The sequence below is a fragment of the Streptomyces sp. 8N616 genome, assembly GCF_052246385.1.
Taxonomy (GTDB): domain Bacteria; phylum Actinomycetota; class Actinomycetes; order Streptomycetales; family Streptomycetaceae; genus Streptomyces.
In genome coordinates this window covers 40,277-64,544 of the sequence record NZ_JBQQBY010000025.1, presented here as the reverse complement: position 1 = coordinate 64,544, position 24,268 = coordinate 40,277, and the positions used below count along the sequence as shown (strand labels likewise).

20 protein-coding genes and 1 pseudogene are annotated in these 24,268 nt (G+C 71.0%); 10 read left to right on the top strand and 11 right to left on the bottom strand.

The features are described 5' to 3' along the window. Positions 1-21 precede the first annotated feature (21 nt). The gene (locus tag ACTWQC_RS22810; protein WP_443317646.1) at positions 22-279 is read right to left on the bottom strand and encodes a hypothetical protein; all 258 of its coding nucleotides are present in this window, start codon (positions 277-279) and stop codon (positions 22-24) included. A 149-nt stretch (positions 280-428) separates the two neighbouring features. Here ACTWQC_RS22810 and ACTWQC_RS22805 point away from each other — a divergent pair, with 149 nt between their 5' ends. After that, complete coding sequence (locus tag ACTWQC_RS22805; protein ID WP_443317645.1) at positions 429-851, top strand: TIGR03618 family F420-dependent PPOX class oxidoreductase; 423 nt, start codon at positions 429-431, stop codon at positions 849-851. A gap of 71 nt (positions 852-922) precedes the next feature. On the opposite strand, the gene ACTWQC_RS22800 is transcribed toward ACTWQC_RS22805, so the two are convergent. The 6 genes and pseudogenes from ACTWQC_RS22800 to ACTWQC_RS22775 form a co-directional block, all read right to left on the bottom strand. Beyond that, positions 923-1,510, bottom strand: a complete 588-nt coding sequence (locus tag ACTWQC_RS22800) for a GNAT family N-acetyltransferase (RefSeq protein WP_443317644.1) — start codon at positions 1,508-1,510, stop codon at positions 923-925. 63 nt (positions 1,511-1,573) lie between these two features. After that, positions 1,574-1,681, bottom strand: a complete 108-nt coding sequence (locus tag ACTWQC_RS22795) for a hypothetical protein (RefSeq protein WP_443317693.1) — start codon at positions 1,679-1,681, stop codon at positions 1,574-1,576. Between the two features lie 318 nt (positions 1,682-1,999). Then, positions 2,000-2,251, bottom strand: a pseudogene (locus ACTWQC_RS22790) (DeoR family transcriptional regulator); the annotation flags it as partial. A gap of 234 nt (positions 2,252-2,485) precedes the next feature. Then, positions 2,486-3,664, bottom strand: a complete 1,179-nt coding sequence (locus ACTWQC_RS22785) for a hypothetical protein (RefSeq protein WP_443317643.1) — start codon at positions 3,662-3,664, stop codon at positions 2,486-2,488. A 61-nt stretch (positions 3,665-3,725) separates the two neighbouring features. After that, complete coding sequence (locus ACTWQC_RS22780; protein ID WP_443317642.1) at positions 3,726-4,538, bottom strand: dioxygenase family protein; 813 nt, start codon at positions 4,536-4,538, stop codon at positions 3,726-3,728. A 174-nt stretch (positions 4,539-4,712) separates the two neighbouring features. Beyond that, positions 4,713-7,649, bottom strand: coding sequence for an ATP-binding protein (locus ACTWQC_RS22775; protein ID WP_443317641.1), 2,937 nt, complete (start codon positions 7,647-7,649; stop codon positions 4,713-4,715). Between the two features lie 179 nt (positions 7,650-7,828). On the opposite strand from ACTWQC_RS22775, the gene ACTWQC_RS22770 reads away from it, so the two are divergent. Next, complete coding sequence (locus ACTWQC_RS22770; protein WP_443317640.1) at positions 7,829-12,406, top strand: glycoside hydrolase family 2 TIM barrel-domain containing protein; 4,578 nt, start codon at positions 7,829-7,831, stop codon at positions 12,404-12,406. A gap of 602 nt (positions 12,407-13,008) precedes the next feature. Next, positions 13,009-13,644: a peptidoglycan-binding domain-containing protein gene (locus ACTWQC_RS22765; RefSeq protein ID WP_443317639.1), complete on the top strand. Its 636-nt coding sequence runs from the start codon at positions 13,009-13,011 to the stop codon at positions 13,642-13,644. 107 nt (positions 13,645-13,751) lie between these two features. Here ACTWQC_RS22765 and ACTWQC_RS22760 read toward each other — a convergent pair whose 3' ends face one another. Both ACTWQC_RS22760 and ACTWQC_RS22755 read right to left on the bottom strand, forming a co-directional pair. Next, positions 13,752-14,603, bottom strand: a complete 852-nt coding sequence (locus tag ACTWQC_RS22760; RefSeq protein WP_443317638.1) for a DUF427 domain-containing protein — start codon at positions 14,601-14,603, stop codon at positions 13,752-13,754. Positions 14,604-14,768: 165 nt separating this feature from the next. Continuing rightward, a complete protein-coding gene (locus ACTWQC_RS22755) occupies positions 14,769-15,182 on the bottom strand; it encodes an organic hydroperoxide resistance protein (RefSeq protein ID WP_443317637.1) in 414 nt (137 codons plus the stop codon). Between the two features lie 99 nt (positions 15,183-15,281). On the opposite strand from ACTWQC_RS22755, the gene ACTWQC_RS22750 reads away from it, so the two are divergent. The 4 genes from ACTWQC_RS22750 (at position 15,282) to ACTWQC_RS22735 (ending at position 18,065) form a co-directional block, all read left to right on the top strand. Further along, the gene (locus ACTWQC_RS22750; protein ID WP_443317636.1) at positions 15,282-15,776 is read left to right on the top strand and encodes a MarR family winged helix-turn-helix transcriptional regulator; all 495 of its coding nucleotides are present in this window, start codon (positions 15,282-15,284) and stop codon (positions 15,774-15,776) included. 58 nt (positions 15,777-15,834) lie between these two features. Further along, positions 15,835-16,701, top strand: a complete 867-nt coding sequence (locus ACTWQC_RS22745) for an SDR family NAD(P)-dependent oxidoreductase (RefSeq protein ID WP_443317635.1) — start codon at positions 15,835-15,837, stop codon at positions 16,699-16,701. Continuing rightward, on the top strand, positions 16,691-17,293 hold the full coding sequence (locus tag ACTWQC_RS22740) for a TetR/AcrR family transcriptional regulator (protein ID WP_443317634.1): 603 nt from the start codon (positions 16,691-16,693) through the stop codon (positions 17,291-17,293). Before ACTWQC_RS22745 ends, ACTWQC_RS22740 begins: the two co-directional genes overlap by 11 nt. A 202-nt stretch (positions 17,294-17,495) precedes the next feature. Further along, a complete protein-coding gene (locus tag ACTWQC_RS22735) occupies positions 17,496-18,065 on the top strand; it encodes an extensin (RefSeq protein ID WP_443317633.1) in 570 nt (189 codons plus the stop codon). A gap of 246 nt (positions 18,066-18,311) precedes the next feature. On the opposite strand, the gene ACTWQC_RS22730 is transcribed toward ACTWQC_RS22735, so the two are convergent. After that, complete coding sequence (locus ACTWQC_RS22730; RefSeq protein WP_443317632.1) at positions 18,312-19,817, bottom strand: FAD-dependent monooxygenase; 1,506 nt, start codon at positions 19,815-19,817, stop codon at positions 18,312-18,314. A gap of 383 nt (positions 19,818-20,200) precedes the next feature. On the opposite strand from ACTWQC_RS22730, the gene ACTWQC_RS22725 reads away from it, so the two are divergent. The 3 genes from ACTWQC_RS22725 to ACTWQC_RS22715 all read left to right on the top strand — a co-directional run bounded on the left by ACTWQC_RS22725 (position 20,201) and on the right by ACTWQC_RS22715 (position 22,492). Next, the gene (locus ACTWQC_RS22725) at positions 20,201-20,323 is read left to right on the top strand and encodes a hypothetical protein (protein WP_443317631.1); all 123 of its coding nucleotides are present in this window, start codon (positions 20,201-20,203) and stop codon (positions 20,321-20,323) included. Positions 20,324-21,039: 716 nt separating this feature from the next. Next, positions 21,040-21,189, top strand: coding sequence for a hypothetical protein (locus ACTWQC_RS22720; protein WP_443317630.1), 150 nt, complete (start codon positions 21,040-21,042; stop codon positions 21,187-21,189). Between the two features lie 238 nt (positions 21,190-21,427). Continuing rightward, positions 21,428-22,492 carry a lytic murein transglycosylase gene (locus tag ACTWQC_RS22715; RefSeq protein ID WP_443317629.1) on the top strand — a complete coding sequence of 355 codons (1,065 nt, stop codon included), beginning with the start codon at positions 21,428-21,430 and terminating at the stop codon, positions 22,490-22,492. A gap of 113 nt (positions 22,493-22,605) precedes the next feature. On the opposite strand, the gene ACTWQC_RS22710 is transcribed toward ACTWQC_RS22715, so the two are convergent. Continuing rightward, positions 22,606-24,189: a S8 family peptidase gene (locus ACTWQC_RS22710; protein ID WP_443317628.1), complete on the bottom strand. Its 1,584-nt coding sequence runs from the start codon at positions 24,187-24,189 to the stop codon at positions 22,606-22,608. Positions 24,190-24,268: the final 79 nt, after the last annotated feature.

Below are 24,268 nucleotides of genomic sequence, written 5' to 3'. Positions count from 1 at the left end.
CCACCTCCCCTTGCCCCCAAGTCACGCCCCCGCGGTCCCCTGCGAACCCGCAGACACCCCGCCGATGCCCAGCCGCCGGGCAACCCGGCTCATCCCCTGCGACATGCGGGACGGCACCAAGTCCGGCGCCGGGATGCCGACCGGCCGGACGCGGCCGTTGTGCAGTGCGGTGAACCGCCAGCCATCGTCCGCACTGAGAGCCACGAGAGTCTGCCGGGACAGGCGCCGCTTGGGCAGTTCGGATCGCCACGGCATGAGGACCGACGCCGTTCCGTGCACGATCGCGGCTCCTGGGGCTGGGTACCGGATCCCCTCCACGTCACCCACCAGAGCCGACCCGGCGAGCACCCCCGAAGGGGAATTCGGGGCAGGGAGCCGGGGCAGGATGGTGCGGGCGGCCGGTGACGGCCAGGGAACGAGCGTGAGGGGTGCCAGGAGTGCAGGAGCTCGGCGACGACATACGAGAGCGGCTGGCGGCGGCGGTCGTCTGGTCCGTGGCGACCACATGCCCCGACGGGGCACCGCACGTGAGTCCCATGTGGGTCGATGTGGACGGGGACCACCCCTGGTTCAACACCTCGGTGGGCAGGGTCAAATTACGGAATCTCCGCCACGACCCGCGCGTGTGTCTCTCCCACCACGCCGACCCCTTCGACCGCATCCAGATCCACGGCCGCGTCACCCGCTTCGTTCAGGGCCCGCGGGCGGAGCACGACATGGACCGGCTCGCGCGCAAGCACCTGGGCACGCCGTATGAGTGGCTGCTGCCCGAGGAGCAGCGGGTGACCGTGGTGATCGAGCCCCTGCGCGTGCGCCGAATCGTCGGCGTCGAACCCCTCAAACGGCGGTGAACAACAAGCCGGACCGGAGCACCGAGGTCAGCAGGCAGGACCCCGGCTGTCCGAGGCCGCCGCAACCCGCGTCAGGCGATCCCCCGCCCCTTCACCGCGGGCCACTCCGATGCCAGCAGCGCGTAGACCAGCGTGTCCCGCCATGTGCCGTCCGGCCGCCTGGCGTGCCGGCGCAGCGTCCCCTCACTGCGCGCCCCGATCCCGATCACGGCGTCTCGCGAGCGCACGTCATCATGATCGATCTGCCACTGCACGCGGCCGAAACGCAGCGTGTCGAAGGCGTTGTGCAGCAGCAGGAGGTGCATTTCGGCGAGGGCCGGGGTGTTCCAGAGGGAGCGCCCCAGCCAGTGCCATCCGATGTCCAGGCGCTCGTCGGCGACGGAGATGTCCAGGTACGCGATCCAGCCCACCGCCCGGTACGTCGGACGGTCGACGGCCGCGAAGAGGATCGCGTCGCCCGCGGCCTGCTGCGCCAGCCGCTGCTCCACGATCATGCGCATCTCGTACTCGGAGCCCGGTGAGACCACGGGCAGCCAGCGCCACACCTCGTCGTCCCCGCCGCCTGCCGCGAAGAGGTCCGGAACGTGGTGGAAGGCGAGGGGCTCGAGGCGGATGTGCCAGCCCTCGATGACCACCGGAGCGGGTGTCCGTGCTGCCATGGCGGCACGTTATCCAGACGCATGCCCGAAGGGACAGATTCGCCGGTTCGCCGCGCGCGTGCCTCACTCGGCGATCATGCGGGTGTCGAATTTCAGCCCGTCGATGTCATAGGTGTCCATCAGGGTCTCGAGGTTGCGCTGGTACCAGGCTCTGGCGTCCGGGTTCGCCAGGTCGATGATCCCGGCGGTGCCGTTCCACCAGGTCCACCTCGCACGGCTTGGTGCTGTCCGCGGCGTCCTTCAGCAGGTAGTCGTGGTCGACCGCGTACCGGTAGTTGCCGGAGTCGAGGTCGACCCAGAGGGTGACCCAGATGCCGAAGTAGAAGCCCATCGTCGAGACCGTTTTCGTGGAGGTCGGTGGCGTAGTCGAGCAGCTTCTCCTGGTCGACCTTGGCGTAGAACTGCGCCCAGGAGTTCCACATCGGCTTGGCGTACTGCTCGTACGTGGCGTCGTTCTGCCTGGGCCTGCCGACGATCCCGAACGTAGTCGGCGATCCGCTCCTTCTCCGGGGCGTGCCGCGCGGCCTTGTAACGCAGGGGAAGGTCGTACGCGATCGCGTTGATCACGGCGCCGCCGTGCGTACGGGTGACCATCTGCTGGCGGGCGAGCTCGTCGAGATCGCGCCGGATGGTGGCAGCGGAAACACTCAACTCGGCCGCGGCGGCCTCGACTTCGATCCGCCCGTCGCGCGTGAGCATCTCCAGGAGCGCGCTCCATCGGGCCTGTGGTGGTGCCGCCATGCCGTCTCCCCCCTTCCGTGGTTCTCGTGCCCATGGAACCACGAGCCGGGTACCCGCAGCCTGGGAGGATACGACTGGTCAAGCATTGATAGGGGGCATAATCAACAATTTCGCGCAGCATCACCGCATGCCAGGGGGTCTGACCGCGGGGGCGGCCGGCTGACCGGCCGCCCCCGGCTCCGCGTATCGGGCGGCATCCCGTGGACGGGGCCCGGGGAGGACGCCGTCCCGTCGTCAGCCCGTGAAGCGGACGATCTCGGGCACCAGGTCCCCGCGCCGCGCGATCCCGGCCGTCCAGAGGGCGTTGCTGCCCGGGACCGTCGTCGTACTCCTGACGACGACTTCCGGGGCGGCGGCTTCGTCCCAGCGCTTTTCTTCACTGTTCCACCGCAGGGCGACGGACACCGCGCCCTTGCCGCCGGTCGCCCACAGCGAGCCGTCACCGGCGCGCCCGACGGTGCGAAGCCGGCCGTCCGCCACATCCGGAGTCGGCGCGGACTTCCAGGTCTTGCCGTCCCAGTGCAGGGCGTAGGGCCGGTCGGAGTCCGCACTCGCGCTGCCGCCGACCGCCCAGATGTCGTCGGGGGCCAGGGCGGTGACCCCGCCGAGCCACGTCGTCTTCCCGTCCGCTCCCGGCGCGTCGGACTTCTTCCAGGAGGTCCCGTCCCAGTGGAGTACGAGCGGGGTCTGCGGGGAATCCGCGTCGGCGGCGTACGCCGCGCCGACGGCCCAGACGTCGTCCTCCGCCAGGGCCACGATGCCGCTCAGCTCGCCCTTGCCGACATCCGGCAGGTCCTGCCGCTGCCAGCTGTCGCCGTCCCAGGACTGGATGGCGGGCACGCTGTCCTTGATGGATCCGGGAACCGCGCGGCCGGCCGTCCAGACGCCGTCGTCGCCACTGACCGTGATCGCGTCGGACATGACGCGGCCGGCCGGGTCCCTCGCCAGCGCACGGTCGGTCCACTTCTCGCCGTCCCAGTGGGACGAGCCGGTGCCGGCCACCCAGATGTCCTCGGCGGACCGTACGGCGAGGGCCTGCGGGAAGTTCCCGTTGGGGAGGGTGGATTCCTGGGTCCAGGACTCGCCGTCCCACCGCAGGGCCAGGGCTTCGACTTCCGTGTCGCTCTTGAGGCGGTAGCCGACGGCCCAGGCCTGCCGCTCGTCGAGCGCCGCCACCGCGGTGAGGTCGCCCTTCTCGACCGGGACCGGCGTCCGCTGCCAGTCGTCCGCCCGCCGGTCCTTGTCCGTCACGGCCGATGCCGAGCCCGCCGCGACCTGCTCTTCGCCCCAGGCCTGGAAGCCGATCAGCCCGGCGGCGACCAGCGCCGCGGCCGCGACGGCGGAAGCGAGCGCCGCCCGCCGGTGCCGCGTCCGCCGCGTCATCGCGCCATCGCCGGGTGTGCTCTGTGTCATGTGGGTATCCCCTTGTACGTCTGCGCCCTTGAGCCTGGTGCTGTCGTCGTCAGGCATGGCGTCAGGCCGTGGTCTTGATGACGAAGTCGAAGGTGCCGGTGTAGCCGCCGCCTTCCTTGGCCGTGAGCGCGATCACGCAGGCGCGGTTGAAGCTTCCGTCCCCGGCGTTGAGGGCCGCGAAGTCCCGGCCGTAGGCCTGCGTGTCGTCCGGGAAGTACAGCTGCGTGACGAGCAGCGGGCCGCCCGAAACCTGGACCTGGGTGTGGATGTGGGGCGTGCGCCGGCCCCAACGTCCCCAGTAGTCCCGCGGAATGATGGTGTCCAGGCGGTATTTGCCGCGTGCGGAGGTGAACTGGTGGCCGCGCAGCGAGAAACCCGCCGTGTCGTAGTCGCCGTTCTGGTCGCACTGCCAGAACTCGATCTGGCAGTCGGCGAGCGGAGTGCACGCGGTGTCGTAAACGACGCCGCTCAGCTGCAGTTCAACGCCGCTGATGGCGGGGGTGATGAAGTTCGTCCGCTGAGGGGACTGGGGTTTGAAGAGCGGTCCCTCCATGATCTCCGGGGTTTCCTGTCCGGAGCAGGCAGGGGTCAAGGCGAGCGGTGCGCCGGCCGTCCGCGGAGCGGCCGCTGCCATCGGTGCCGCGTCCGCCGCCTCTGCCGCATCCGCCGCGGCGGACAGGCCCGTTGACGAGATACCTGTGGCCGCGACGGCGACCGAGGTCACGCCGAGCGAGCCGACACGGATGAAGTTCCGGCGGGACCGAGAGTCCTGGCCGGGGCCGGAGTCCCCGTGCCCGGGATCGTGCTGATCCGGGTCGCGCGGATCCAGGTCGCGCGGATCCGGGTCATGGTGATCGTGCCGCATGGGGGGCATGGGGGGCTCCTTGCCTCGCAGGAGGTGTCACCCGATCGGTCCCGAGTGGGGGACGGGACCGTCGGGCCGGTCTCGGTGCAGGACACGGGGGGATGGCCGCCCGTGCCGGGCAACGAGCCTGCGGCAGATGACGTACGGGCGCATCGACCGGATGACCGAGGACTTCCCCCGGCGTTACGGAACCTCGCCGTCCGCTGCGGACGGCCGGCGCCCCGACGGCGGTGCCGCGCTCCTGGCCGGACCCCCAGCCGCGCTTCCGGTCGTACCCACAGCGCTTCCAGCCGCGCTCCCCGCCGTACGCGCGCGTGCGGCGACCCACAGCGCGATCTTCGTCCGCGACCGCAGTCCCAGCTTGTCGCGGATGTGGTCGAGGTGCGTCGCGACCGTACGGGGCGAGAGGCTCAGCCGCGCGCCGATCCGCCGGTTGGTGAGCCCTTCCGCCACCAGCTCGGCGACCTGCAACTCCCGCTCCGTCAGCGGGCAGGCGCCCGCCTCGCCATCCTGGCGGCCGTTCTCCGGCCGCAGCTCACGCAGGGCGTACGCGATCAGACGCCGCCCGCGGAGCAGCTGCCCGTCGGCCTCCGCCGTACCGGCGGCCGACGCGTCGAGTCCGCGTCGGGCCCGCTCCACCGTGGCACCGACCCATCGCCGCCACTCCGCCTCGGGCCGCATGCCGATCCGCTCGCGCACCGCGGCGGCGGCCGCGAAGAGCCGCAGCGCGCGCCGGAGTTCACCGCGCTCCGCCGCCACGATCGCCAGGCCCTCCACCGGGTACATGGCGTGGAAGCTGTCCGGCGGCGCCTGCCGCAGCACCTCGGCGAACGCCTCCTCGGCAGCGGCCAGTTCGCCCGCGGCGAGGTGGAGCGCACCGGCGGTGTGGCCTGCCGCGTTCCGGTGCTGTGGCGTGCCCAGTTCGCGGAGGACCGGCAGGCACTCGGCCATCAGCTCCTGTGCTTCGGCGACGGCACCCACATGGTGCAGCCCCCAGGCGAGCCGGTGCAGGCACACGGCGGTGGCAAGGGGGCGGCCGAGCGTACGGGTGATCTTCAGGCACTCCCGGTACACCGCGACCGCGGCGCCGAACTCGCGCTCGCAGACCAGCGCCACCGCGCGGGCGTCCAGCGCGTCGGCGAGAGCCGCGGGGTCGTCGTTCCCGCGCGCGACGCGCACCGCTTCCTCGGCCAGCCGCAGCCCTTCGGCGCAGTCCGCCTGCTGGCAGGCGACGCGGACGGCCAACGCGAGCGCGTCGGCGCGGTGGCGCGACCGGGGCACGCGCGCGAGGGCGGTGGTCAGCAGCTCCCGACAGGCCGTCAACTGGTCCTGCTCACGGCGGACCCGGGCCATGGCCACCACCAGCCGCAGGTGCCGGTCACCGCTGTCGGCCACGTCGGACCCACCGGACGCGTCGGCCACGTCGGACCCGCGGGACCCGCCAGACGCGTCGGACGCGTCGGACACGTCGGCTTCGACGGCTGCGTCGACCGCGGTGCAGGCCACCGCAGCGGCGAGGTTCTCCTGCTCGGCGAGCAGTTCCGGGGGCACGACACCGACGGACGCCATGTCCGTGGAGGGGCGGGTCAGGTCCGCCAGCCAGTCCAGGGCCCGCTTCCGGACCTCGTAGAGCTCACCGGACGCTTCGAGTCGGCGCAGCCCGTACGCGCGGATCGGGCTCAGCTGCCGGAACCGCGCGCGCTCTCCCTCCGCGCCTGCGTACGGGCTCCCGTACGGACTCCCGTACGCGCTTGCGTGCGGCCCTTCGTACGCGCTTCCGTCCTGGGGCGCGGGCGGGCTTGCGTACCGGCCACCGTCGCCGGGCACGCGGACGAGCAGCGACTTCGCCTCCAGAGCGCACAGCAGCCGCAGCACCGCATCCGGCTCGATGTCGCCTGCGGCGCAGACCGCGCGCGCCCCCGCGATGTCGAAGCCGCCCACCAGGACCGACACGCGACGGAAGACGGCCTGCTCGGCGGGGTCCAGCAGGCGGTGGCTCCACTCGATCGCGGCCGCGAGTTCGCGGTGCCGGGCGGGCCCGACCCGGCTTCCGTCCGTGAGCAGGCCGAGCTGGTCGTCGAGCCCTGCCAGGATCTGGCCGAGCGGCAGGCCTGCGACCCGGCGCGCCGCCAACTCGATGGCCAGCGGCAGTCCGTCCAGCCGACGGCAGATCTCTGCCACCAGGTCCACATGGCCCGCTGTGCCTGCCGTGGAGGCCGTGCCTGAGGTAGCCGGTGTCGCCGCAGTGGCCGCCGTAGCCGCAGAATCCGCACTGCCCGCCGTGAGTTCGAAGCCGGGGGCGCAGGCGCGAGCACGCTCCACGAACAGCCGGACCGCGTCCGAGCGCAGTGCCTCGGCGACGTCCCCGGGTGCACCGCCCGCCGCCGGCAGGGTGAGTTCGCCGACCCGGAAGACCACCTCGCCGGGGACACGGAGCGCCTCCCGGCTCGTCGCCACGATGCGCAGGCCCGGGCAGCGGCGCAGCAGCAGCGCGGCCAACTCCGCGCATTCTTCGGCCAGATGCTCGCAGTTGTCGAGCACCAGCAGCAGCCCGGGAACGCTCAACGCGCGGACGAGGGACTCGGTGACGCCGCTCTCCGGGGCGCCGTCTCGTTCCGCGACGCCGAGTACCGCGGCGACGTACTGCGGGAGCCCGGCGCCCTCGCGCAGCAGGTCGAGCTCCACCAGCCGGGCCTCGCCCTTCCGTCCGCTGCGCGAACCGCCCACCAGCTCCAGCGCCAGCCGTGACTTTCCGCATCCGCCCGGTCCGATCAGTGTCAGCAGGCGCGAGGACCGCAGCAGCGTACGCAGCCCGGTCAGCTCCTCGGCGCGTCCGACGAAACGATCCAGCGCTCCGGGTAACTCGCCTCCCGGCGGAGGCCCGTAGGGCGCCGTGCGAGGCTCCTCCGGCTCCGCGCGCTCCGCCTGCCACTCCCCCTCCGACGGCTCCACCGGCGCCGATACGACGGCAGTGCGGGCCCGGAAGGCACGCTGCCGGCACGCGTTGGAGCAGTACTTGGCCGGGCGGCCTCCCGTCGGCCTGTCACCCTTCCCCCGCCTGCCCGCGGCGGCGGCCACCTGACTCCCGCACACCACGCACCTGCGCGTCGTCGACGCCATCGCGGCACCTCACGTATCGAAGCCCGGCCCCGCCAGGCGGAGCGATCGAGCCGTCAACGCTAGTACCCGGAACTGTGAAGCCATCGCACCACACATCTTGGCGCAGCAAGGCCTGTTGGCTACCGTTCGGTCCTGTTGATTCTGGAGCGATTCGCGCCCGCAGAAGGGTGGACCACCAGATGCCCCGACTCCGTAGGACTTTCCGCGGGCTCGCCGTACTGGCCCTCGCCGGGGCGCTGGCAGCGCCCGTCCCCTCCGCGGCGGCGGGCGGCCCCGCCCACCCTCCCGCGGATGTGTACAAGCTCCTGGAGGACCCCGAGGCGACCGGGATCGGACAGGAGCCGGCGCACGCCGAGTTGACGCCGTACAGCGACACCGCGAGCGCGCTCGAGGGCGGGCCGGACAGCCCGTGGACCGCGTCGCTCGACGGTACGTGGAAGCTCCATATGTCGGACCGTCCCGAGGAGGTTCCGGAGGGCTTCGCCTCGGAGGGGTACGACACGGGCGGGAGCGGCTGGCGGAGCGTCCGCGTGCCGCACACCTGGCAGACGGACGGCCTCGACCACCCCATGTTCCGCAACATACCTACCGAGATGTATCCCGACGATCCGCCGAAGGTCCCGCACGACATCAACCCCACCGGCGCGTATGTCCGTACCTTCGAGCTGCCGGACAGCTGGCAGGAGCGGCGGACCTTCCTGCGCTTCGAAGGCGTCACCAGCGGCTACCTGCTCTGGGTCAACGGCTCGTACGCGGGCTACGACCAAGGCGGCTACACGCCCGCCGAGTTCGACATCAGCGAGCACCTGCACACGGGCAGGAACACCGTCGCGGTCCAGGTCCACCGCTGGAGCTCGGGAGCCCATCTCGAGGACTACGACCAGTGGCGGTTCGCAGGCATCTTCCGCTCCGTCGAGCTGTATTCGACCCCTGCGACCGCTGTGCGCGACGTCACCATCAGGACCGACCTGGATGCGGCGTACCGCGACGCGCGGCTGACCGCCGAGGTCGAAGTGGGCGCCAGGGGCGCGGCCGGGGGTGCGGCGGAGACCTCGCGGAAGGTCACCGGAACCCTCTATGATCAGCGCGGGCACAAGGTGACAACGATGTCGGGCGAGGTCGACCCCAGTAGCGGCACCGCGTCCGCCACCCTCAGCGCCGAAGTCGCCGATCCCGCCAAGTGGACCGACGAGACGCCCAACCTCCACACGCTCGTCGTACAACTCTCCCGCACCGACGGCCGGGTGACGCACACCACCGCCCAGCCGGTCGGCTTCCGCGAGATCGAGATCAAGGACAAACGGCTGCTCGTCAACGGCAAGCGCATCCTCATCAAGGGCGTCAACCGTTCCGAGACCGACCCCCAGACCGGCCGTTACGCGAGCCGTGGGCGCACCGCGTCCGATGTCTCCCTGATGAAGCGGCTCAACATCAACTCGGTACGCACCTCCCACTACCCGTCGGATCCGCACCTGTACGAACTGGCCGATGCTCAAGGCCTGTGGATCGATGACGAGGTGGACATCGAGACCCACCACCACGATGGCTGCCCCGACAACTGCCTGGCCGAGCGCCCCGAGTGGCAACGTGCGTTCATGGACCGCCTGACGGCGATGTACGAGCGGGACAAGAACCACCCCAGCGTGCTGATGTGGGACACGGGCAACGAGGCGGGGCTCGGCAAGGCGCACTTTGCGATGGCCGATTTCCTCGAGAAGCACGATCCGTCCCGCCCGGTCTACCACCAGCCGAACGTCCCGGACGGCGACGCCCCGTTCGCCGACGTGTGGGGCCCGCGCTATCCCTCCCCCAAGGGCCTTGAGGACAAGGCGAAGTCCACGGGCAAGCCCATCATCATGGGCGAGTACGCGCACGCCATGGGCAACTCGCTCGGCAACTTCCGGGAGTTCTGGGACGTCGTCCGCGCCTACCCCCAGGTCCAGGGCGGCTACATCTGGGACTGGGCGGAGCAGAACATCACCCAGCCCCTGATCACGACGCCCGATTCCTCGGGGAACGGCATCCTCTCGTACATCACCGGGAAGCCGGAGCACGTGCCCGGGCGCAGCGGCAAGGCGCTCGCGCTCTCCGGTCTCGACGACTTCGTGGAGGTCTACCGCGACCCGAAGCTCGACGCGGTCACCGACGCCCTCACCGTGGACGCCTGGGTCGAACCGGACGACTGGACCGGCGACTTCACCGTGATCGCCAAGGGGAACCACAGCTACGCGCTCAAGATGAAGGACCAGGACACCCTGGAGTTCTTCGTCTACGGCGACGGCGCCTGGCACTCCGCGGAAGCGGAAGTCCCCGGCGACTGGTACGGCCAGTGGCACCGGATCTCGGGCACTTACGACGGTGCGGCACTGCGGTTCTTCATCGACGGTGAGCAGGCTGCTGCGTCCAGTTGGAAGGGGACGGTCGCGTACTCGGCCCAACCGGTGAACATCGGCCGGGACCCGGAGACCGGCCAGGAGAACATCACCACCCGCATGGCCCACGGCACCATCGACCAGGTGCGCGTCTACCACAAGGCGCTCACACCGCAGCAGCTCACCACAGACCCCGCGTCCGAGGCGGTCCTGGCCCTGGACTTCGACCAGCTCACCGAGGAGGGCGCGTACCACTCCTACGGGTCGGGCACCGGCGGCGTGGACGGCGTGGTCTCCGCCGACCGCACCGTGCAGCCCGAGGCCCGCGCCATGGCCGCCGTCCACGCGCCCATACGGATCACGGACGCGGATGCGGACGTGGGCTCCGGTGCCGGAGAGATCACCCTGCTCAACGAGCGCTCCTTCACCGCCACCGGCGATCTGCGGCTGCGGTGGAAAGTCACCGAAGGGGCCAGGACCCTCGCCCAGGGCTCCCGGCCGTTCGCCCTCGACCCCGGCGAACGGGCGGATGTCCGGCTGCCGGAGCCCCCGGCCAACCCCAAGGACGCCGACCGCCAACTGACCGTGGAGGCAGTGCAGGCGAAGGACACCGCCTGGGCGAAGGCCGGCCACACCGTCGCGGTCGAGCAGTTCGGCATCGGCGGCAAACAGCTCGCCGGGGTGCTGAAGGCCCAGGCGCCCCGCGCGGTCCGGACCACCGAGGCCGGTACCCGGATCATCGTCACCGGGGAGGGCTTCTCCTACGCATTCGACCGCGAGAGCGGCGAGCTGATCTCCATGAAGGCCGACGGGCGCGAACTGCTCGGCCAGGGACCCGAACTGGATGCCTGGCGGCCCCCGGTCAGCAATGAGATCGGGTCGGAGGAGGGGCCCTGGCGCGAGGCGGGCCTGGACCGGCTGCGGACCGAGCCGGGGAAGGTCACGGTCGCCGAACAGGGCGGGGCGGTCGCCATCACCGTTCCCAGCAAAGCCGCCGCCCCCGGCGTCGAGGACTCCTCGTTCACGCAGACTCTCCGGTACACGGTCACCGGCACCGGCGAGATGCGCATCGACCACCGCGTCGAAGCACAGGGCAGGGCCCGTGAGGTGCCCTACCTTCCCCGCATCGGCCTCGCCCTGCGGCTTCCGGACCGCTACTCCACCTTCACCTGGTACGGGCGGGGGCCGCAGGAGAACTACAGCGACCGCGAGGACGGCGCTCCCGTCGGTGTGTACTCCACCGGCGTGGACGAGCAGTTCTCCGGCTACACCCGGCCGCAGGACTACGGGAACCACGAGGACGTCCGCTGGGCGTCCCTGTCCGACGGCAGGAGCGGACTCCTGGTCTCCGGAGACTTCTCAGCGGGCGTGACCCCGTACTCCGGGATCGACCGGGCCGCATACCCGTTCGCGCTCCGTGAGAACCCGGCAGGCAACACGCTGCACCTCGACCACGCCGTCAGCGGGGTGAGCGAGACGTTCCACTCCGTGCTGCCGGAGTATCAGGTGCAGCCGGACCAGGAGTACGCGTACACCCTGCGGCTGCGCCCGCTGACCGGTGCCGAGGCGCGTACGGGGACCCCGCGGGGCCCGGTGGTCTGCACGCCCGGCGCGACGCTGACCGCCGAGGACACCAGCCTGGCGGCAGGCGAGTCGACGGCGGCGGAACTGACCGTCACCAACCCCTGCGACCGGCCTCTGAAGGATGTCGCCGCGGTTTTCGCTCCGGCCGCGGGCTGGACCGCCGACCCCGGCTCCTCCGCGCTCGGCGACCTGGCAGCGGGCGAGTCCGCGACCGTACACGCCGTGATCACGCGCGGCGAGAAGACGCCGGACGGCAGGCGGCCCGTGGTCGCCGAAGTGTCCGCGACCTCCGCGGGCGGGGCGAGGGTGGGCAGCGAGGCGGCGGCCGTCCTCGACGGCACCCCGCCTCCGCCTCGCGGAGACGTGCCCGTGTCCGGGATGGACTTCATCACCGCGGACAACGGCTGGGGTCCGGTCGAACGCGACGCCAGCAATGGCGAGTCCGCGCCGGGCGACGGAAAGACCCTCACCATCGGCGGCACGACGTACGAGCACGGCCTGGGCGTGCACGCCGAATCGGCAGTGGAGGTCTATCTGGGCGGCAACTGCTCGACGTTCACAGCCGAAGTCGGTCTGGACGACGAGACGGGCCCGAACGGCAGCGCCGCTTTCGAGGTCTACGCGGACGGCAAGCGCGTCTACGCGAGCGAGGTGCTCACGGGCGACGACGCGGCCGTCTCCGTCGAGGCCGCCGTGGCCGGTGCCCAGGTGCTTCGGCTGCGGGTCACCGACGGCAGCGACGGCAACGCGCACGACCACGCGGACTGGGCGGCGGCCGTGGTGCACTGCCGGACGGCGTGAGGAATTCACCACCGCTCCGCCCGGGGCCGCCCGCCGACGGCATTCACACCTCAACCAGCCCCAACGCACCCCGAATTGGTGAGCCATGCTCGTTGAATTCCGGCACGGCGAATACCGCCGCCGACAGCCAGAAAATCGGCATTTTCCTCCCGTTTCGTGGAACTGCTGTGCCGGGCCCGTGGACAAGTGCGTGCACGCTTGTAACTGGCGCGTACGTTCCGATAATTTGTGTCGCTCCCGGCGGGACGACGGCGCAAGGTCCCGGGCACACTGACCGATCAAGGGCCTTTTTGCGCTTGTCCATCGAGTGAGGAGGACCGTCGGTGGCGGAAGAGAAGTGCTCCACGTGCGGGGCGACCGTCCGTCGGGGCGGCGAGCCGTTGTGCGAGTGCGCGCCGATGACCGCGGATGCGGCGGTAGCGGCGGCCTTCGACCCATTCCGGCCACGCACGATGCCTGAGAAGGCGTCACGAAGGGTGCCACCGCCTCTCTCACCGGCGCGGCCCGGCGAAGAACCGGAAGAACCGGAACTGGCGCCGGATCCCGCATCCGAACCGGAGACGGCATCGGCGTCGGACTCGGATGCGGATGCGGAACCGGTCGTGGAGCCGGCCCGCAAAGGCACCCGCCGCCGCCCGGGTCGGCGCAAGGTCGCGATCATGGCCACCGTGGCCGCTTCCGTCGTCATAGGATCCGTCCTGGTCACTACCGGGCTGCTCAACGACGACCGGACGTCCGACGACGAGAGCGGACCGCGCAACCCGTACCGCGCCGCATCACCCGAACCCACTCCCGGCGTAGCGGAAACCGGCTCTTCGCCCAGGCCCGCGGACCGCTCGGGTGCCGTACCTTCGTCGGCGTCCGCGGGCAGCCTCGCATCCGGGACAGGCGGGGACGCGAAGGGCACGCGCCGGAGTCCGGACGCGGATTCGCCCGCGAGCGGCCTCGGCGACGACGGGGCCTCCATGGACCCGGCGCCCCCTGCGACAGGCGGGAGTTCAGCAGACGGCATTGCCGAGGACGGCTCGTCAGGTCTCGGAGAGATGCCGGTCCTCTCGGAGGGCGACCGGGGCTCCGAAGTGGTGAAACTGCAGCAGCTGCTCGAGATGAGCCCTGCGGACGGCATCTACGACGAAGAGGTCACGCGCAAGGTCCACGACTTCCAAAGCGAGAAGGGCATCAACGACGACCCTCTCGGTGTCTACGGACCCAGCACACGCCGCGCCCTCGAAGCTTGAGCCTCTCGTGGGCAGGACGAGAACTGAACAGGCGGTCTTCGTCCACACCGGAGAACCGGCTCGCGAGGTGCACGGGCATCCGCGCATCCCCATTGGCCTGGTTCGCCCTACCGGGCCGACTCGCCGGGCGGTTCGGGGCGGCTCGCTGCGGGAGCGCTGAAGACGGTGACCGGCCTCTCCAGGCGTTCGCCGTCGACGATGATGTCGACGGCCTCGTTGTAGAAGGCCACCCGGTCCTTGATGGCGCTCGCGGCCGCGAGCGGCTCCGGGTAGCTCCAGGCGACACCGGGCCGTACGTCACCGCCGCCCGCCCACGACCAGTACTCGGTCGCCACACCCTTGTACGGGCAGCGGGTCGTCAGGTCGGTGGGGGTGAACAGGTCGAGGCGGACGTCCTCGCGAGGGATGTAGTAGCGGATGGGCAGATGGGTCTCGAAGAGGAGCACCGGCTTACGCGTGTCCGCGACGACCGTGCCCTCGATCTCGACCTGGACGTGCCGCGTGCTGGGCAGCGCGTCGACCCGCTTGTACGGGTCGCGCGGGTGCACGAAGATCTCCTCTTCCTCCTCGTACCAGTGGTCGAGGACCTCCCGCCCGAACCATTCGAAGGAGATGTGCCCGGCCAGCTCCTCGCCGGGGTAGGTCCATGCCGCCCGCGGGATGGTCTCGCCGGCGACCTCGAGATCGTAGAAGACGGTCGCTCCCGCGTGGCGCCGGGTCGCGGGCTTCTCGGTCTCCCGCATCAGGTCCGTCCGGACGTCCTCCCGCGGGAAGGCGTACAGCGGCACCGGGCGGCCGGGCTCCCACACCAGGAGCGGGCGGCGGCTGTCGACGACCGTGACGTCGCCCTTCGTCCCGCGTACCCAGCGCTCGCTGGGCTCCCAGATCACGCTGTCGGACGGGTCGGGCCGGTGGCGGAGGACCGGCACGGCTGCCAGGTTCTCGTTCGGTGGGGTCATGAGTCCCTCCTACCCGAGCAGGCCTCACCTCCGATTGTTCCGCTCCGTGGACCACCCTGCCCAGCGGGAATCCGTACGCTGCGCGTCCGGGCGTGCCCGGAGCCCGGCCCCTGGTGGCAGGACAGGCGGGGGCCGGGCTCCGGGGGCCGGGAAGGCCGGGGGCGGTTACTCGACGACGAGCTCGACCGGCAGGTTGCCGCGGGTGGCCTTGGAGTACGGGCAGAAGGCGTGGGTCTTCTCGAGGAGGTCCCGGCCCGCCTCGCCCTGCAGGTGCTCGGGCAGCTCGACCCGCATGACCACGGAGAGCCCGAAGCCCCCGTCGGTGTCCTTGCCGATGCTGACCTCGGCGGTCACCGAGGCGTCCTTGACGTCGATCTTCTCCTGGCGGCCTATGAGACCCATCGCGCTGGCGAAGCAGGCGGCGTAGCCGGCGGCGAAGAGCTGCTCGGGGTTGGTGCCCTCGCCGTTGCCGCCCAGGGGCTGCGGGTGGGCGAGCGGCAGGTCGATCTGACCGTCGGAGCTGACTGCGCGGCCTTCGCGGCCGTTGGCGGTGGCGACGGCGGTGTAGAGCGCGTCCATGGAGTTCCATCCCTCTCGTCCGTGGGAACCGACAGCCAGGAGTACAGCACACAATTCAGTTGTGTGCAACTTAATGGTGCCCGCGTTACTCTGGATCCCATGGACGCGATGACGACCGTGCGGGACGACGACTTCCTCCGCCTCGACCACCAGATCTGCTTCTCGCTGCACGCCGCCTCGCGCGCCTTCAACGGCGTCTACCGCACCGCGCTCAAGGACCTCGGCCTCACCTACCCGCAGTACCTGGTGATGCTGGTGCTCTGGGAGCACGGCGAGCTGCCGGTCAAGCGGATCGGCGAACATCTGCGGCTGGACTCGGGGACCCTCTCCCCGCTGCTCAAGCGCCTGGAGTCGGCGGGTTACGTCGAGCGACGGCGCAGCGCGGACGACGAGCGCTCCGTCACCGCCCGCCCCACGGCGGCGGGCACAGCGCTCCGCGAGAAGGCGCTGGATGTACCCCGCAGGATCGCCGCGGCGACCGGCCTCACGCTGGGCGAGATCCGCGACCTGCGCGCCCACCTGAACGCCCTGACCACCGCCCTGGACGCCGCCGATCCCGACGCCCTGCCGCCCGGCGACTGCGTGAGCGAGTGATCCTGATCTAGAGCGTCTCTCTAGAAAAAGGTTCTAGATGAGGGATACCGTGGCGCCCATGAGCCCGGTATCGACAGCCGTAGTCACAGGCGGCAACCGTGGGATCGGATATGCGGTCGCGCAGGAGCTGGCGCGGCAGGGATGCAGAGTCGTCATCGTCGCGCGGGACGAGAAGCGCGGCGAAGCGGCCCGATCGGCGCTCGCGGCGGCCGGCGGTCCGGACGCCGCCCTCGTCGCCGGCGACCTCTCGAGCCTCTCCGGCGTACGTTCCACGGCCGAAGCGCTGCTCGCCTCCTGCCCTCGTATCGATGCGCTGGTCCACAACGCCGGTGTCTGGCCGACTCACCCGGTCCGCGGCGAGGACGGCCTGGAGCAGGCGTTCGTCACCAACCACCTCGCGCCGTTCCTCCTCAACCACCTGCTGGAACCGAGGCTGGTCTCCTCACGGGCGCGTGTGGTCCAGGTCAGTGCCGCCCTCTACGTCAGGGGGCGAGTGGATCTCCAACGCACGCCCACGGGCGCCGACTTCCACCCGCTGCGCACGTACGCGGACACGAAGCTGTGCAACCTGCTGCTGGTCCCGCTGTTCACGCGGCGCTGGAACGATGCCGGGGTGAGGATCAACGCAGCGCACCCCGGAGTGATCCGTACCGGACTCGGCGACCGCGACGGCGTCCCCGGCCGGCTGCTGAAGGCCGTGAAGCTGTTGTGGAAGCCGCCGCGAGCGGGCGCGGCGCCCATAGTGCGGCTGGCCCATGGGGAGGCCGCCGCGGAACTCACCGGCCGGTACTTCCACGTCCACCGCGAGAAGCCGCTGGCCCCGATGGCCCGTGACGCCGAACTGGCGCAGCGGGTCTGGGCGCAGGCCCTGGAGCTCACCGGGCTGCAGCAGACACCGCCGCCTTCGCCACGCCATGTCGCCTAAGCAGCAGCGCGGCGAGGAGACGGCCCGGCGGCTGCTCGATGCCGCGCTCGACGTCCACGAGCAGAAGGGGCCGGAAGGCTTCACGGTGCAGGCCGTGACCAAGGCGAGCGGAATCAGTCTGGGCAGCCTCTACCACCACTTCGGCAGCCTGGACGGGCTCGCCGCCGCGCTCTACATCCGCTGCATGGCCAACCTGCTCGACACCCTGATCGCGGCGCTCGGGCGGACCAGGACCCCACGCACCGGGATCCGCGCTCTGGTCCTGGCCTACCTCCGGTTCGTCGAGACGGAACCGGCCCAGGCCCGCTTCATCCACGCCTCCGCCTACGCGGGTTTCGTCCCGGCGCACGCGGCGTCCATCACCGCGGCCAAGGCGCCCCGTATCGAGAGGATGCTCGCGTGGCTCCGCCCGCACGCCGAAGCCGGGCGCGTGGTCGATCTGCCCGACTCGCTGACGGAGATGCTCCTCATCGGCCCGGTAGCGGAAACCGCGCGCCGCCGGCTCGCCGGCGACCCCACGATCGACCTCCGACAGGCCTCCCGCCACCTGCCCGAGCGCATCTGGCAATCCCTCCGCGGGCCGCACGCCTGAAGCGTGGGGGCGGGTACCGTGTGTGACGTTCGGCACCGGGCGCGGGTGCCCGTATCGGACAGAGCCCGACATGTCGGGTGGCAACGGCGGGAGCGGGTTCCACGCACCGTGTAACGACTGCGCATCGGATGGGCGTTCGGCTGCGGAATCAGGTTAACTGGTGCGCCGCAAGAGGCGACGCCACCAGGGAGACGCGAGCGAGATGGCCAAACACCGCCGACCCACGCGCGTACAGCAGGCCCGTGCCACGACGCTCAAGACGGCCGCCGCGCTGGGCGTTGCCGGCGCCCTCGCCCTCGCCCTCCACTCGACCGTCGGCGACGACAAGCCCGCCCAGGCGCGTTCCGGCACCAACGCCGAGCAGCAGCAGCCGCAGCAGCTGCCCGACAGCGAGCCGACCGCCACGGAGGAGCCCACGACGGCCGGGCTCTCCCCCACGGCCTCCAAGGAGCCGAAGCTCCTGGAGGAGCGTTCTCAGGACGCAATCCGGACGAGCCGCACCGAAGCGCGGACTCCGGACTCCGCGACCACAGCCGCGGCCGCTCCCACCGCCACGCCGACCAGCGCTCCCACCTCCGATGCGGCGGCGCAACCGGCGAACCCGGCTCCCACGAAGTCCTCCTCGCCCGAGTCGACCCCGACGACAGAACCAGCCGACTCGACCGCCCCCACCGACCAGCCGAGCGAACAGCCCTCGGACGGCGGTGACCAGGGGCTGGTGGGCGGCGTCATCGGCGGCGTCGGCGGCGCGGTCGGCGGCCTCCTCCGCTGAGGCGCCCGGCAGGCGGCAAGATGCACGTATGACCCGTGCCCCGTACGCCCCTGCGTCTCCCGGTTCTGCTGCTTCCTCTCACGCTCGCGCCCTGCGGGACCGCGCGACCTGGTGACCGGGGCGGGCTCGATTGGTCTTGCTGAGGTCGGCGTACTTGCGGGGGCTTCGAGCCGGCGGGGTACGGCACCGGACCGCGCCGAACTCGGTCGGAGATAGGTCCCGCCCTTTCGAGCCACAACTGCGCGCTCAGCTGGCGGCAGCGCCGAACCACTTGGGCAGCCGGCTGAGCAGATCCTGCTGATCTTCACCGACCCACGCCACGTGACCGTCCGGCCGCAGCAGCGCACCGGGCACGTCCAGTTCCTCGCTGACGTCGACGACGTGGTCGACCCGATCTGCCCAGCCCGCCACCGAGAGCCGGCCGGTCTGGTCGAGCAGTAGCCCGCGGCCGCCGTGCATCAGCTCGTAGAGGCGCCCCCGCTTCAGCCCCACGTCCCGCATCCGCCGGCCGAGCAGTTCATGCCCCTCGCCGAAGTCGTAGCGGAGCCCGATCGCAGTGATCTTCTCGATCAGGTATCGGTTCACGTCCTCGAAGTCCATCAGTTCCGACACCAGCCTGCGCACTGACCGGGGACCCGGCTCGGGGGACAGCAGCTCCATCTGCGCGCGGGTGTTGTCCAGCACGCGGGCGCCCACCGGGTGCCGTTCGGCGTGGTAACTGTCCAGCAGTCCCTCCGGGGCCCAGCCGCCGACCTCGGCCGCCAGTTTCCAGCCGAGGTTGAACGCGTCCTGCACGCCCAGGTTGAGCCCCTGCCCACCGGTCGGCGGATGGATGTGCGCCGCGTCGCCGGCCAGCAGCACCCGGCCGACCCGGTAGCGCTCGGCCTGCCGGGTGGCGTCGCCGAAGCGGGAGAGCCAGCGCGGTGAGTGCACGCCGAAGTCGGTACCGGCGAACACCCGCAGTTGTTGCTTGAACTCCTCGAGGGTCGGCGGGACCGAGCGGTCCTCGGCCACCCCCTCGGCGGGCACGATGACGCGGTACATCCCGTCCCCGAGGGGCATGGTGCCGAACCGCAGATGGGTCTTGCGGACTTCGGCCACCACGGCGGCCAGCGTCTCCGCTGGCACGGCCACCTCCATCTCGCCCAGCAGCGTCTCGACCCTGGTGGGCTCGCCGGGGAAGCCGACGCCGAGCAGCTTGCGCACCGTGCTGCGGCCGCCGTCGCAGCCGACGAGGTAGCGCGAGCGCAGCTGCGTGCCTCCCCCTCCCCCGGCGGCTACGCCCCCATTGCCGGGGGGACCCCCACTGGCTACGCCCCCATTGGCGGGGGTGCCCCCACTGGCCAGCTCGACGGTCACCCCGTGTTCGTCCTGGCTCAGCCCGACCAGTTCGCAGCCGCGCCGGATCTCGGCGCCGAGCCCGGCGGCGTGCTCGGTCAGCAGGCGCTCGGTGACGCTCTGCGGGATGGCGAGGACGTACGAATGTGCGGTGTCCAGCCGGTCAGGCCACGGCTTGTCGATGCCGGCGAAGAAACCGCCGACCGCGAACTGCTCGCCGAGCGCGAGGAACCGCTCCAGCAGACCGCGCTGGTCCATCACCTCGACGCTGCGCGCGTGCAGGCCGAGCGCGCGGGCCTGCCCGGTCGGCTCCGCCTCCTTCTCCAGCACGAGCGCGTGCACGCCGTGCAGCCGCAACTCGCCGGCCAGCATCAACCCGGTCGGTCCGCCACCGGCAACGATCACGTCAATCATGAAAGCCCCCCATTCAACAACGTTGCATTTCGGCCAGCTGCTCCGCGCAGTCCGGCGGCGCGCACACCCGCACCTCCGCGCCGCGTGCCCCCAACCGCACCGCGAGTCCCACCGGCGGTTCGACGTCCCGCGAGACCCACATGTCAACAAAAGGGCACGTACTTCGCGAATCCCTGATTTCCGCAGGTTCTGGCTTCGATCGGAGATTCTGCAGCACGACCCGGGTCTTGCCGCAAGGCCCCCGGTGCGCTATACGTTGAGAGTGGCAAGGAGTGGGTAACCTCCTTGCCTTTGTCTTTCGTCGTCCGCTGTGGACGGACAAGCCCCTTCCGAAGCGGTGACGCGCCGCGTACGGCGATGCCGGCAGTCCAGGAGAATTCCCCATGAGCCTGCGGTTGCAGCCGCGGAACGAGAGGTTCTTCACCCTCTTCGGCAAGGCTGGCTCGAGCGTCGTCGAGAGCGCGGCCATTCTCATGGAGTTCGTCGCCGCGCCGCACGAGCGCTGAGCGGAGCTCGCCAAACGCATGCACGACACCGAGCACGCCGGCGACGACACCACTTAAGTCCGGGTGCCGTTAACGAACCACCTATTCGTTTTCGGCGTCCTCGGCGCATGATCGCCATCATGCCGGGCCAACCTGGCGTTCAGCGGGGGCAACTCAAGCGCTAAAGGGCCAACTGAAGCGCTAGGTCACAGGTGGCTGACCGTAGCGCCGGTTTTCGTTTCCGATGTTCCCGGCCCACCGCGCGGGTGACGGCCCCCGTGCCGGGGCGGGCCCGGTGGGACACTGCGGCGGTGTCGGGATTCGCGCGGGATACGAAGTACTGCGCCGCAGCGCCAGTGCCGCCCGGGGCTCGAGGCTCTCAGACGCTGGGCTTCCGGAGAAGGGCGGCGATCCCACACGTCTGAACGTGCCGAGCCCGGCGAACGCCGACTGCGCCGGCACGTGCACCTGGGTCCGCACGTGGACAACGCGCTGTCCACCAAGGCTGTCTGGGACATCTCGGCAACCACCCCGGACGGCATGGCTCTATCGGTCAAGACCCGTCGGCTCACCCTGGCTCCGGGTCGACCACCTCTTCGGACCTCGATCTCTTCGCGGGGCGGGACACCGACGGTGACGGGGAGCCTGACGCCGGCGAGGAAGTCTGCCGCAGCGCGAGCGACACGGCACATGAGGCCTGCCGCCTCACCGCTCCCAGGAGCGGCACGTACTGGGCGATGGTGCAGGACTGGCTCACCGGCCAGGCGGTGGACGATGCCGAACTGCTCGTCGCCACCGTTCCGGAGGACGACCAGGGCAACCTGACCGTGCGAGGCCCGGGCGCGGCCGTACCGGCCGGGTCGGACTACACCGCGACCCTGACGTGAAACGAGCCGCGGATGGAGAAGGGCACCACCTGGTTCGCGCTCGTCGCGCTCGCGCCGGACAAGCGCAGCCCGGCCGGCAGCGCGGGCTCGATGTTCGTCAGGATCGACCGGCCGTAGTCCGTCCGTAAAAAATTCCCCGGTGTCGCGACGGACCGGGTGGCCGGCCGCGTAGAACACGTGAGCCGCGGCCACGTTCCGGCGCGGCACTGGGGAGTGGGGACCGAAGGGGGCCGGGGCTATGGCTGGACGGTACGGCAGTCGAATACGAAGAGGTGTGACGGGTACGGCGGTCGCCGCGGCGGCCATGGCGGCGCTGACCGCGTCACAGGCTCCAGGCGTCCTCGCGCGCGCCTCCGCCCCCGATCAGGAGGTCACCCCGCCCCCGGGCCCGCCGATTTCGGGCAACACGCCCTATTACACGGAACTGCCCCCGCTGGCGGCACCCGGCAACAGCCCTGCTGGCCCCACCGTCACCACCAGCCCGGGCGCAGGCGCCATCCCGTCCACCGTCCTCGCCGCGTACCAGCAGGCCGAGGCCGAACTCGCGCGGAGCCACCCCGGATGCCATCTGCCCTGGCAGCTCCTCGCAGCCATCGGCCAGGTCGAATCCGCCCAGGCGCGCGGCGGGCGGGTGGACGCCGACGGCACCACGCACGCTCCCATCCTCGGGCCACAGCTCAACGGCCGCGGTTTCGCCGCCATCTCCGACACCGACGACGGGGTGTACGACGGCGACCGCTCCTACGACCGCGCGGTCGGCCCGATGCAGTTCATCCCGTCCACCTGGGCCGCCTGGGGCGCCGACGGCAACGGGGACGGCGAGCGGAACCCGAGCAACATCTACGACGCGGCCCTCGCCGCCGGCCGCTACCTCTGCGCGGACGGACGCGATCTTTCGGACCCGTACGACCTGGACCGCGCGATCCTCGGCTACAACCACTCGCAGGAGTACCTGCGGACCGTCAAGTCCTGGTTCGCGTACTTCAGGACCGGTCACCGGGAGGTCCCGGACGCCCACCCCGCCGGCGGGCGCTCGGGCCCGGACTCTCCCGCGCCGCGCCCGAAGCCGTCGTCCACCCGCGCCAAGGCCGAGCCGAGCGCCCCGAGCAGCCAGGAGCCGGACTCCGGCCGGACTTCACCCAAGCCCTCTTCCTCGCGGACGACGGACCGGCCCGACGACCCGGAGCCCAGCAAGCCCCGGGTCACCCTGCCGGACACTGATGCCGAGCTGCCCGACGGCGGCGTCGTCCCGCTGCCGACGGAAGACGCCGCCGTCCCGACGTCCGCTTCACTGCACCCATAGGCTTCCGCGCGGCGCGAGAACGCGTGGGAGGGGGCAGCCCGCGGCGGCGGGCTGCCCCTGGGGGTGCAGTACATCAGCGGCAGGGGATCGGAGTCCGCAGGATCAGAACTCGATCAGAACTGGAGCGACCAGGCGTCGATCTTGCCCGTGTCGAGCCTGGCGTTGTCGCTGACCCTGAGCTTCCAGGTGCCGTTGGCGATCTCCGAGGATGCGTTCACCGAGTAGGTGGTGATCAGGTTGTCCGCGCTGCCGCCCGTGCCGTAGCTCTTCAGCCGGTAGGCCGTACCGTCCGGGGCGATCAAGTCGACCTGCAGGTCACCGATGTAGGTGTGCTTGATGTCGACCGACACGGCGAGCCCTGCGGGCGCGTTGCCGGCGACACCGGTGACCGTGATCGGGGACGCGGTGGTGGCGTAGTCGTAGATCGGGTAGTCGGTGGTGTTCTCGAACCTCGGGCCCGGAGGCTGGGGGCTGCCGCCTCCGACGTTCAGCAGCCGGTTCGGAGAGCCGCTGCCCGGGTTGGGCACAGCCCCCGTACTGGCGGCCGCCGTCAGGGCACTGGAGACCTGCGCCGGGGTGGCGGAGGGGTTGCCGGCCAGATAGAGCGCCGCCGCCCCGGCCACGTGCGGGGTGGCCATCGACGTACCGGAGATGGTGTTGGTGGCGCTGTCGCTGCTGTTCCACGCCGACGTGATGGAGGAGCCCGGCGCGAAGATGTCGAGCACGCTGCCGTAGTTGGAGAAGCTGGAGCGGTAGTCGGTCCTGGTCGTGGAGCCGACCGTGATGGCTTCCGCCACGCGGGCCGGCGAGGAGTAGGCGGCGTTGACGCCCTCGTTGCCCGCCGCGACGGCGTACGTGACGCCGGAGGCGATGGAGTTGCGTACGGCGGCGTCGAGCACGGTGTCCACGCCGCCGCCGAGGCTCATGTTGGCCACGGCGGGCTTGACGGCGTTCCGCGTCACCCAGTCGATGCCCGCGACGACTTGGGCGGTGGTGCCGGAGCCCTCGTCGTCTAGCACCCGCACACCGACGATCTTCGCTTTCTTGGCGACACCGTACGCGTTTCCGGCCACCGTGCCTGCCACGTGCGTCCCGTGGCCGTTGCCGTCCTGGGCGGTGCTGTCGTTGTCGATGGCGTCGTAGCCGTAGCTCGCCCGGCCGCCGAAGTCGGTGTGGCTGATCCGGACGCCGGTGTCGATGACATACGCCGTGACGCCGCTGCCTGCGGAGTCCGGATAGGTGTAACTGCTGTTCAGCGGAAGGAACTTCTGGTCGATGCGGTCCAGTCCCCAGGACGGCGGGTTGGGCTGGGTGCCCATGGTGGAGAGCCTGCGGTTCTGCACCACCGACTCCACGGCCGGGTCCGCGGCGAACTTCTTGGCCTGCCCATCGGAGACTTCCACGGCGTATCCGTTGAGGGCCGTGCCGTAGGTCTTCTCGATCTTCGCGTCGAAACGCTTCGCCAGGGCCTTGCCTTTGGCCGATTCGGCGTCCACCGCCTCTTCGTCGAGGACGACGATGTAGCTGTCCTTGATTGCTCCGGGGGCTCCGTCGTTGTGGATCCGGCCTTCCGCCTCGCTGCCCGCTGAAGCGGCTGCCGGAAGCGCCGTTCCAGCGCCGAGCACGAGTGCGGTCGCGACCGCGACCGCCGTGGCGGTTCCTGTGAGCCTTCGCCGTGAATGACGCATCACTGCCATGTGAGGGTCCTCCTCATCGGTGATGTGCATGTGGGGGGTGACCGGATCCGGGCCGCCGCGGGGCTGCGGCCGGATCCGG

Coding starts and splice junctions, on each gene's coding strand:
- ACTWQC_RS22800 (WP_443317644.1), bottom strand. CDS start 1,510: ATGGCAGCACGGACACCCGCTCCGGTGGTCATCGAGGGCTGGCACATC.
- ACTWQC_RS22785 (WP_443317643.1), bottom strand. CDS start 3,664: ATGACACAGAGCACACCCGGCGATGGCGCGATGACGCGGCGGACGCGG.
- ACTWQC_RS22780 (WP_443317642.1), bottom strand. CDS start 4,538: ATGCCCCCCATGCGGCACGATCACCATGACCCGGATCCGCGCGACCTG.
- ACTWQC_RS22775 (WP_443317641.1), bottom strand. CDS start 7,649: ATGGCGTCGACGACGCGCAGGTGCGTGGTGTGCGGGAGTCAGGTGGCC.
- ACTWQC_RS22770 (WP_443317640.1), top strand. CDS start 7,829: ATGCCCCGACTCCGTAGGACTTTCCGCGGGCTCGCCGTACTGGCCCTC.
- ACTWQC_RS22760 (WP_443317638.1), bottom strand. CDS start 14,603: ATGACCCCACCGAACGAGAACCTGGCAGCCGTGCCGGTCCTCCGCCAC.
- ACTWQC_RS22755 (WP_443317637.1), bottom strand. CDS start 15,182: ATGGACGCGCTCTACACCGCCGTCGCCACCGCCAACGGCCGCGAAGGC.
- ACTWQC_RS22750 (WP_443317636.1), top strand. CDS start 15,282: ATGGACGCGATGACGACCGTGCGGGACGACGACTTCCTCCGCCTCGAC.
- ACTWQC_RS22745 (WP_443317635.1), top strand. CDS start 15,835: ATGAGCCCGGTATCGACAGCCGTAGTCACAGGCGGCAACCGTGGGATC.
- ACTWQC_RS22740 (WP_443317634.1), top strand. CDS start 16,691: ATGTCGCCTAAGCAGCAGCGCGGCGAGGAGACGGCCCGGCGGCTGCTC.
- ACTWQC_RS22735 (WP_443317633.1), top strand. CDS start 17,496: ATGGCCAAACACCGCCGACCCACGCGCGTACAGCAGGCCCGTGCCACG.
- ACTWQC_RS22730 (WP_443317632.1), bottom strand. CDS start 19,817: ATGATTGACGTGATCGTTGCCGGTGGCGGACCGACCGGGTTGATGCTG.
- ACTWQC_RS22725 (WP_443317631.1), top strand. CDS start 20,201: ATGAGCCTGCGGTTGCAGCCGCGGAACGAGAGGTTCTTCACCCTCTTC.
- ACTWQC_RS22720 (WP_443317630.1), top strand. CDS start 21,040: ATGGTGCAGGACTGGCTCACCGGCCAGGCGGTGGACGATGCCGAACTG.
- ACTWQC_RS22715 (WP_443317629.1), top strand. CDS start 21,428: ATGGCTGGACGGTACGGCAGTCGAATACGAAGAGGTGTGACGGGTACG.
- ACTWQC_RS22710 (WP_443317628.1), bottom strand. CDS start 24,189: ATGGCAGTGATGCGTCATTCACGGCGAAGGCTCACAGGAACCGCCACG.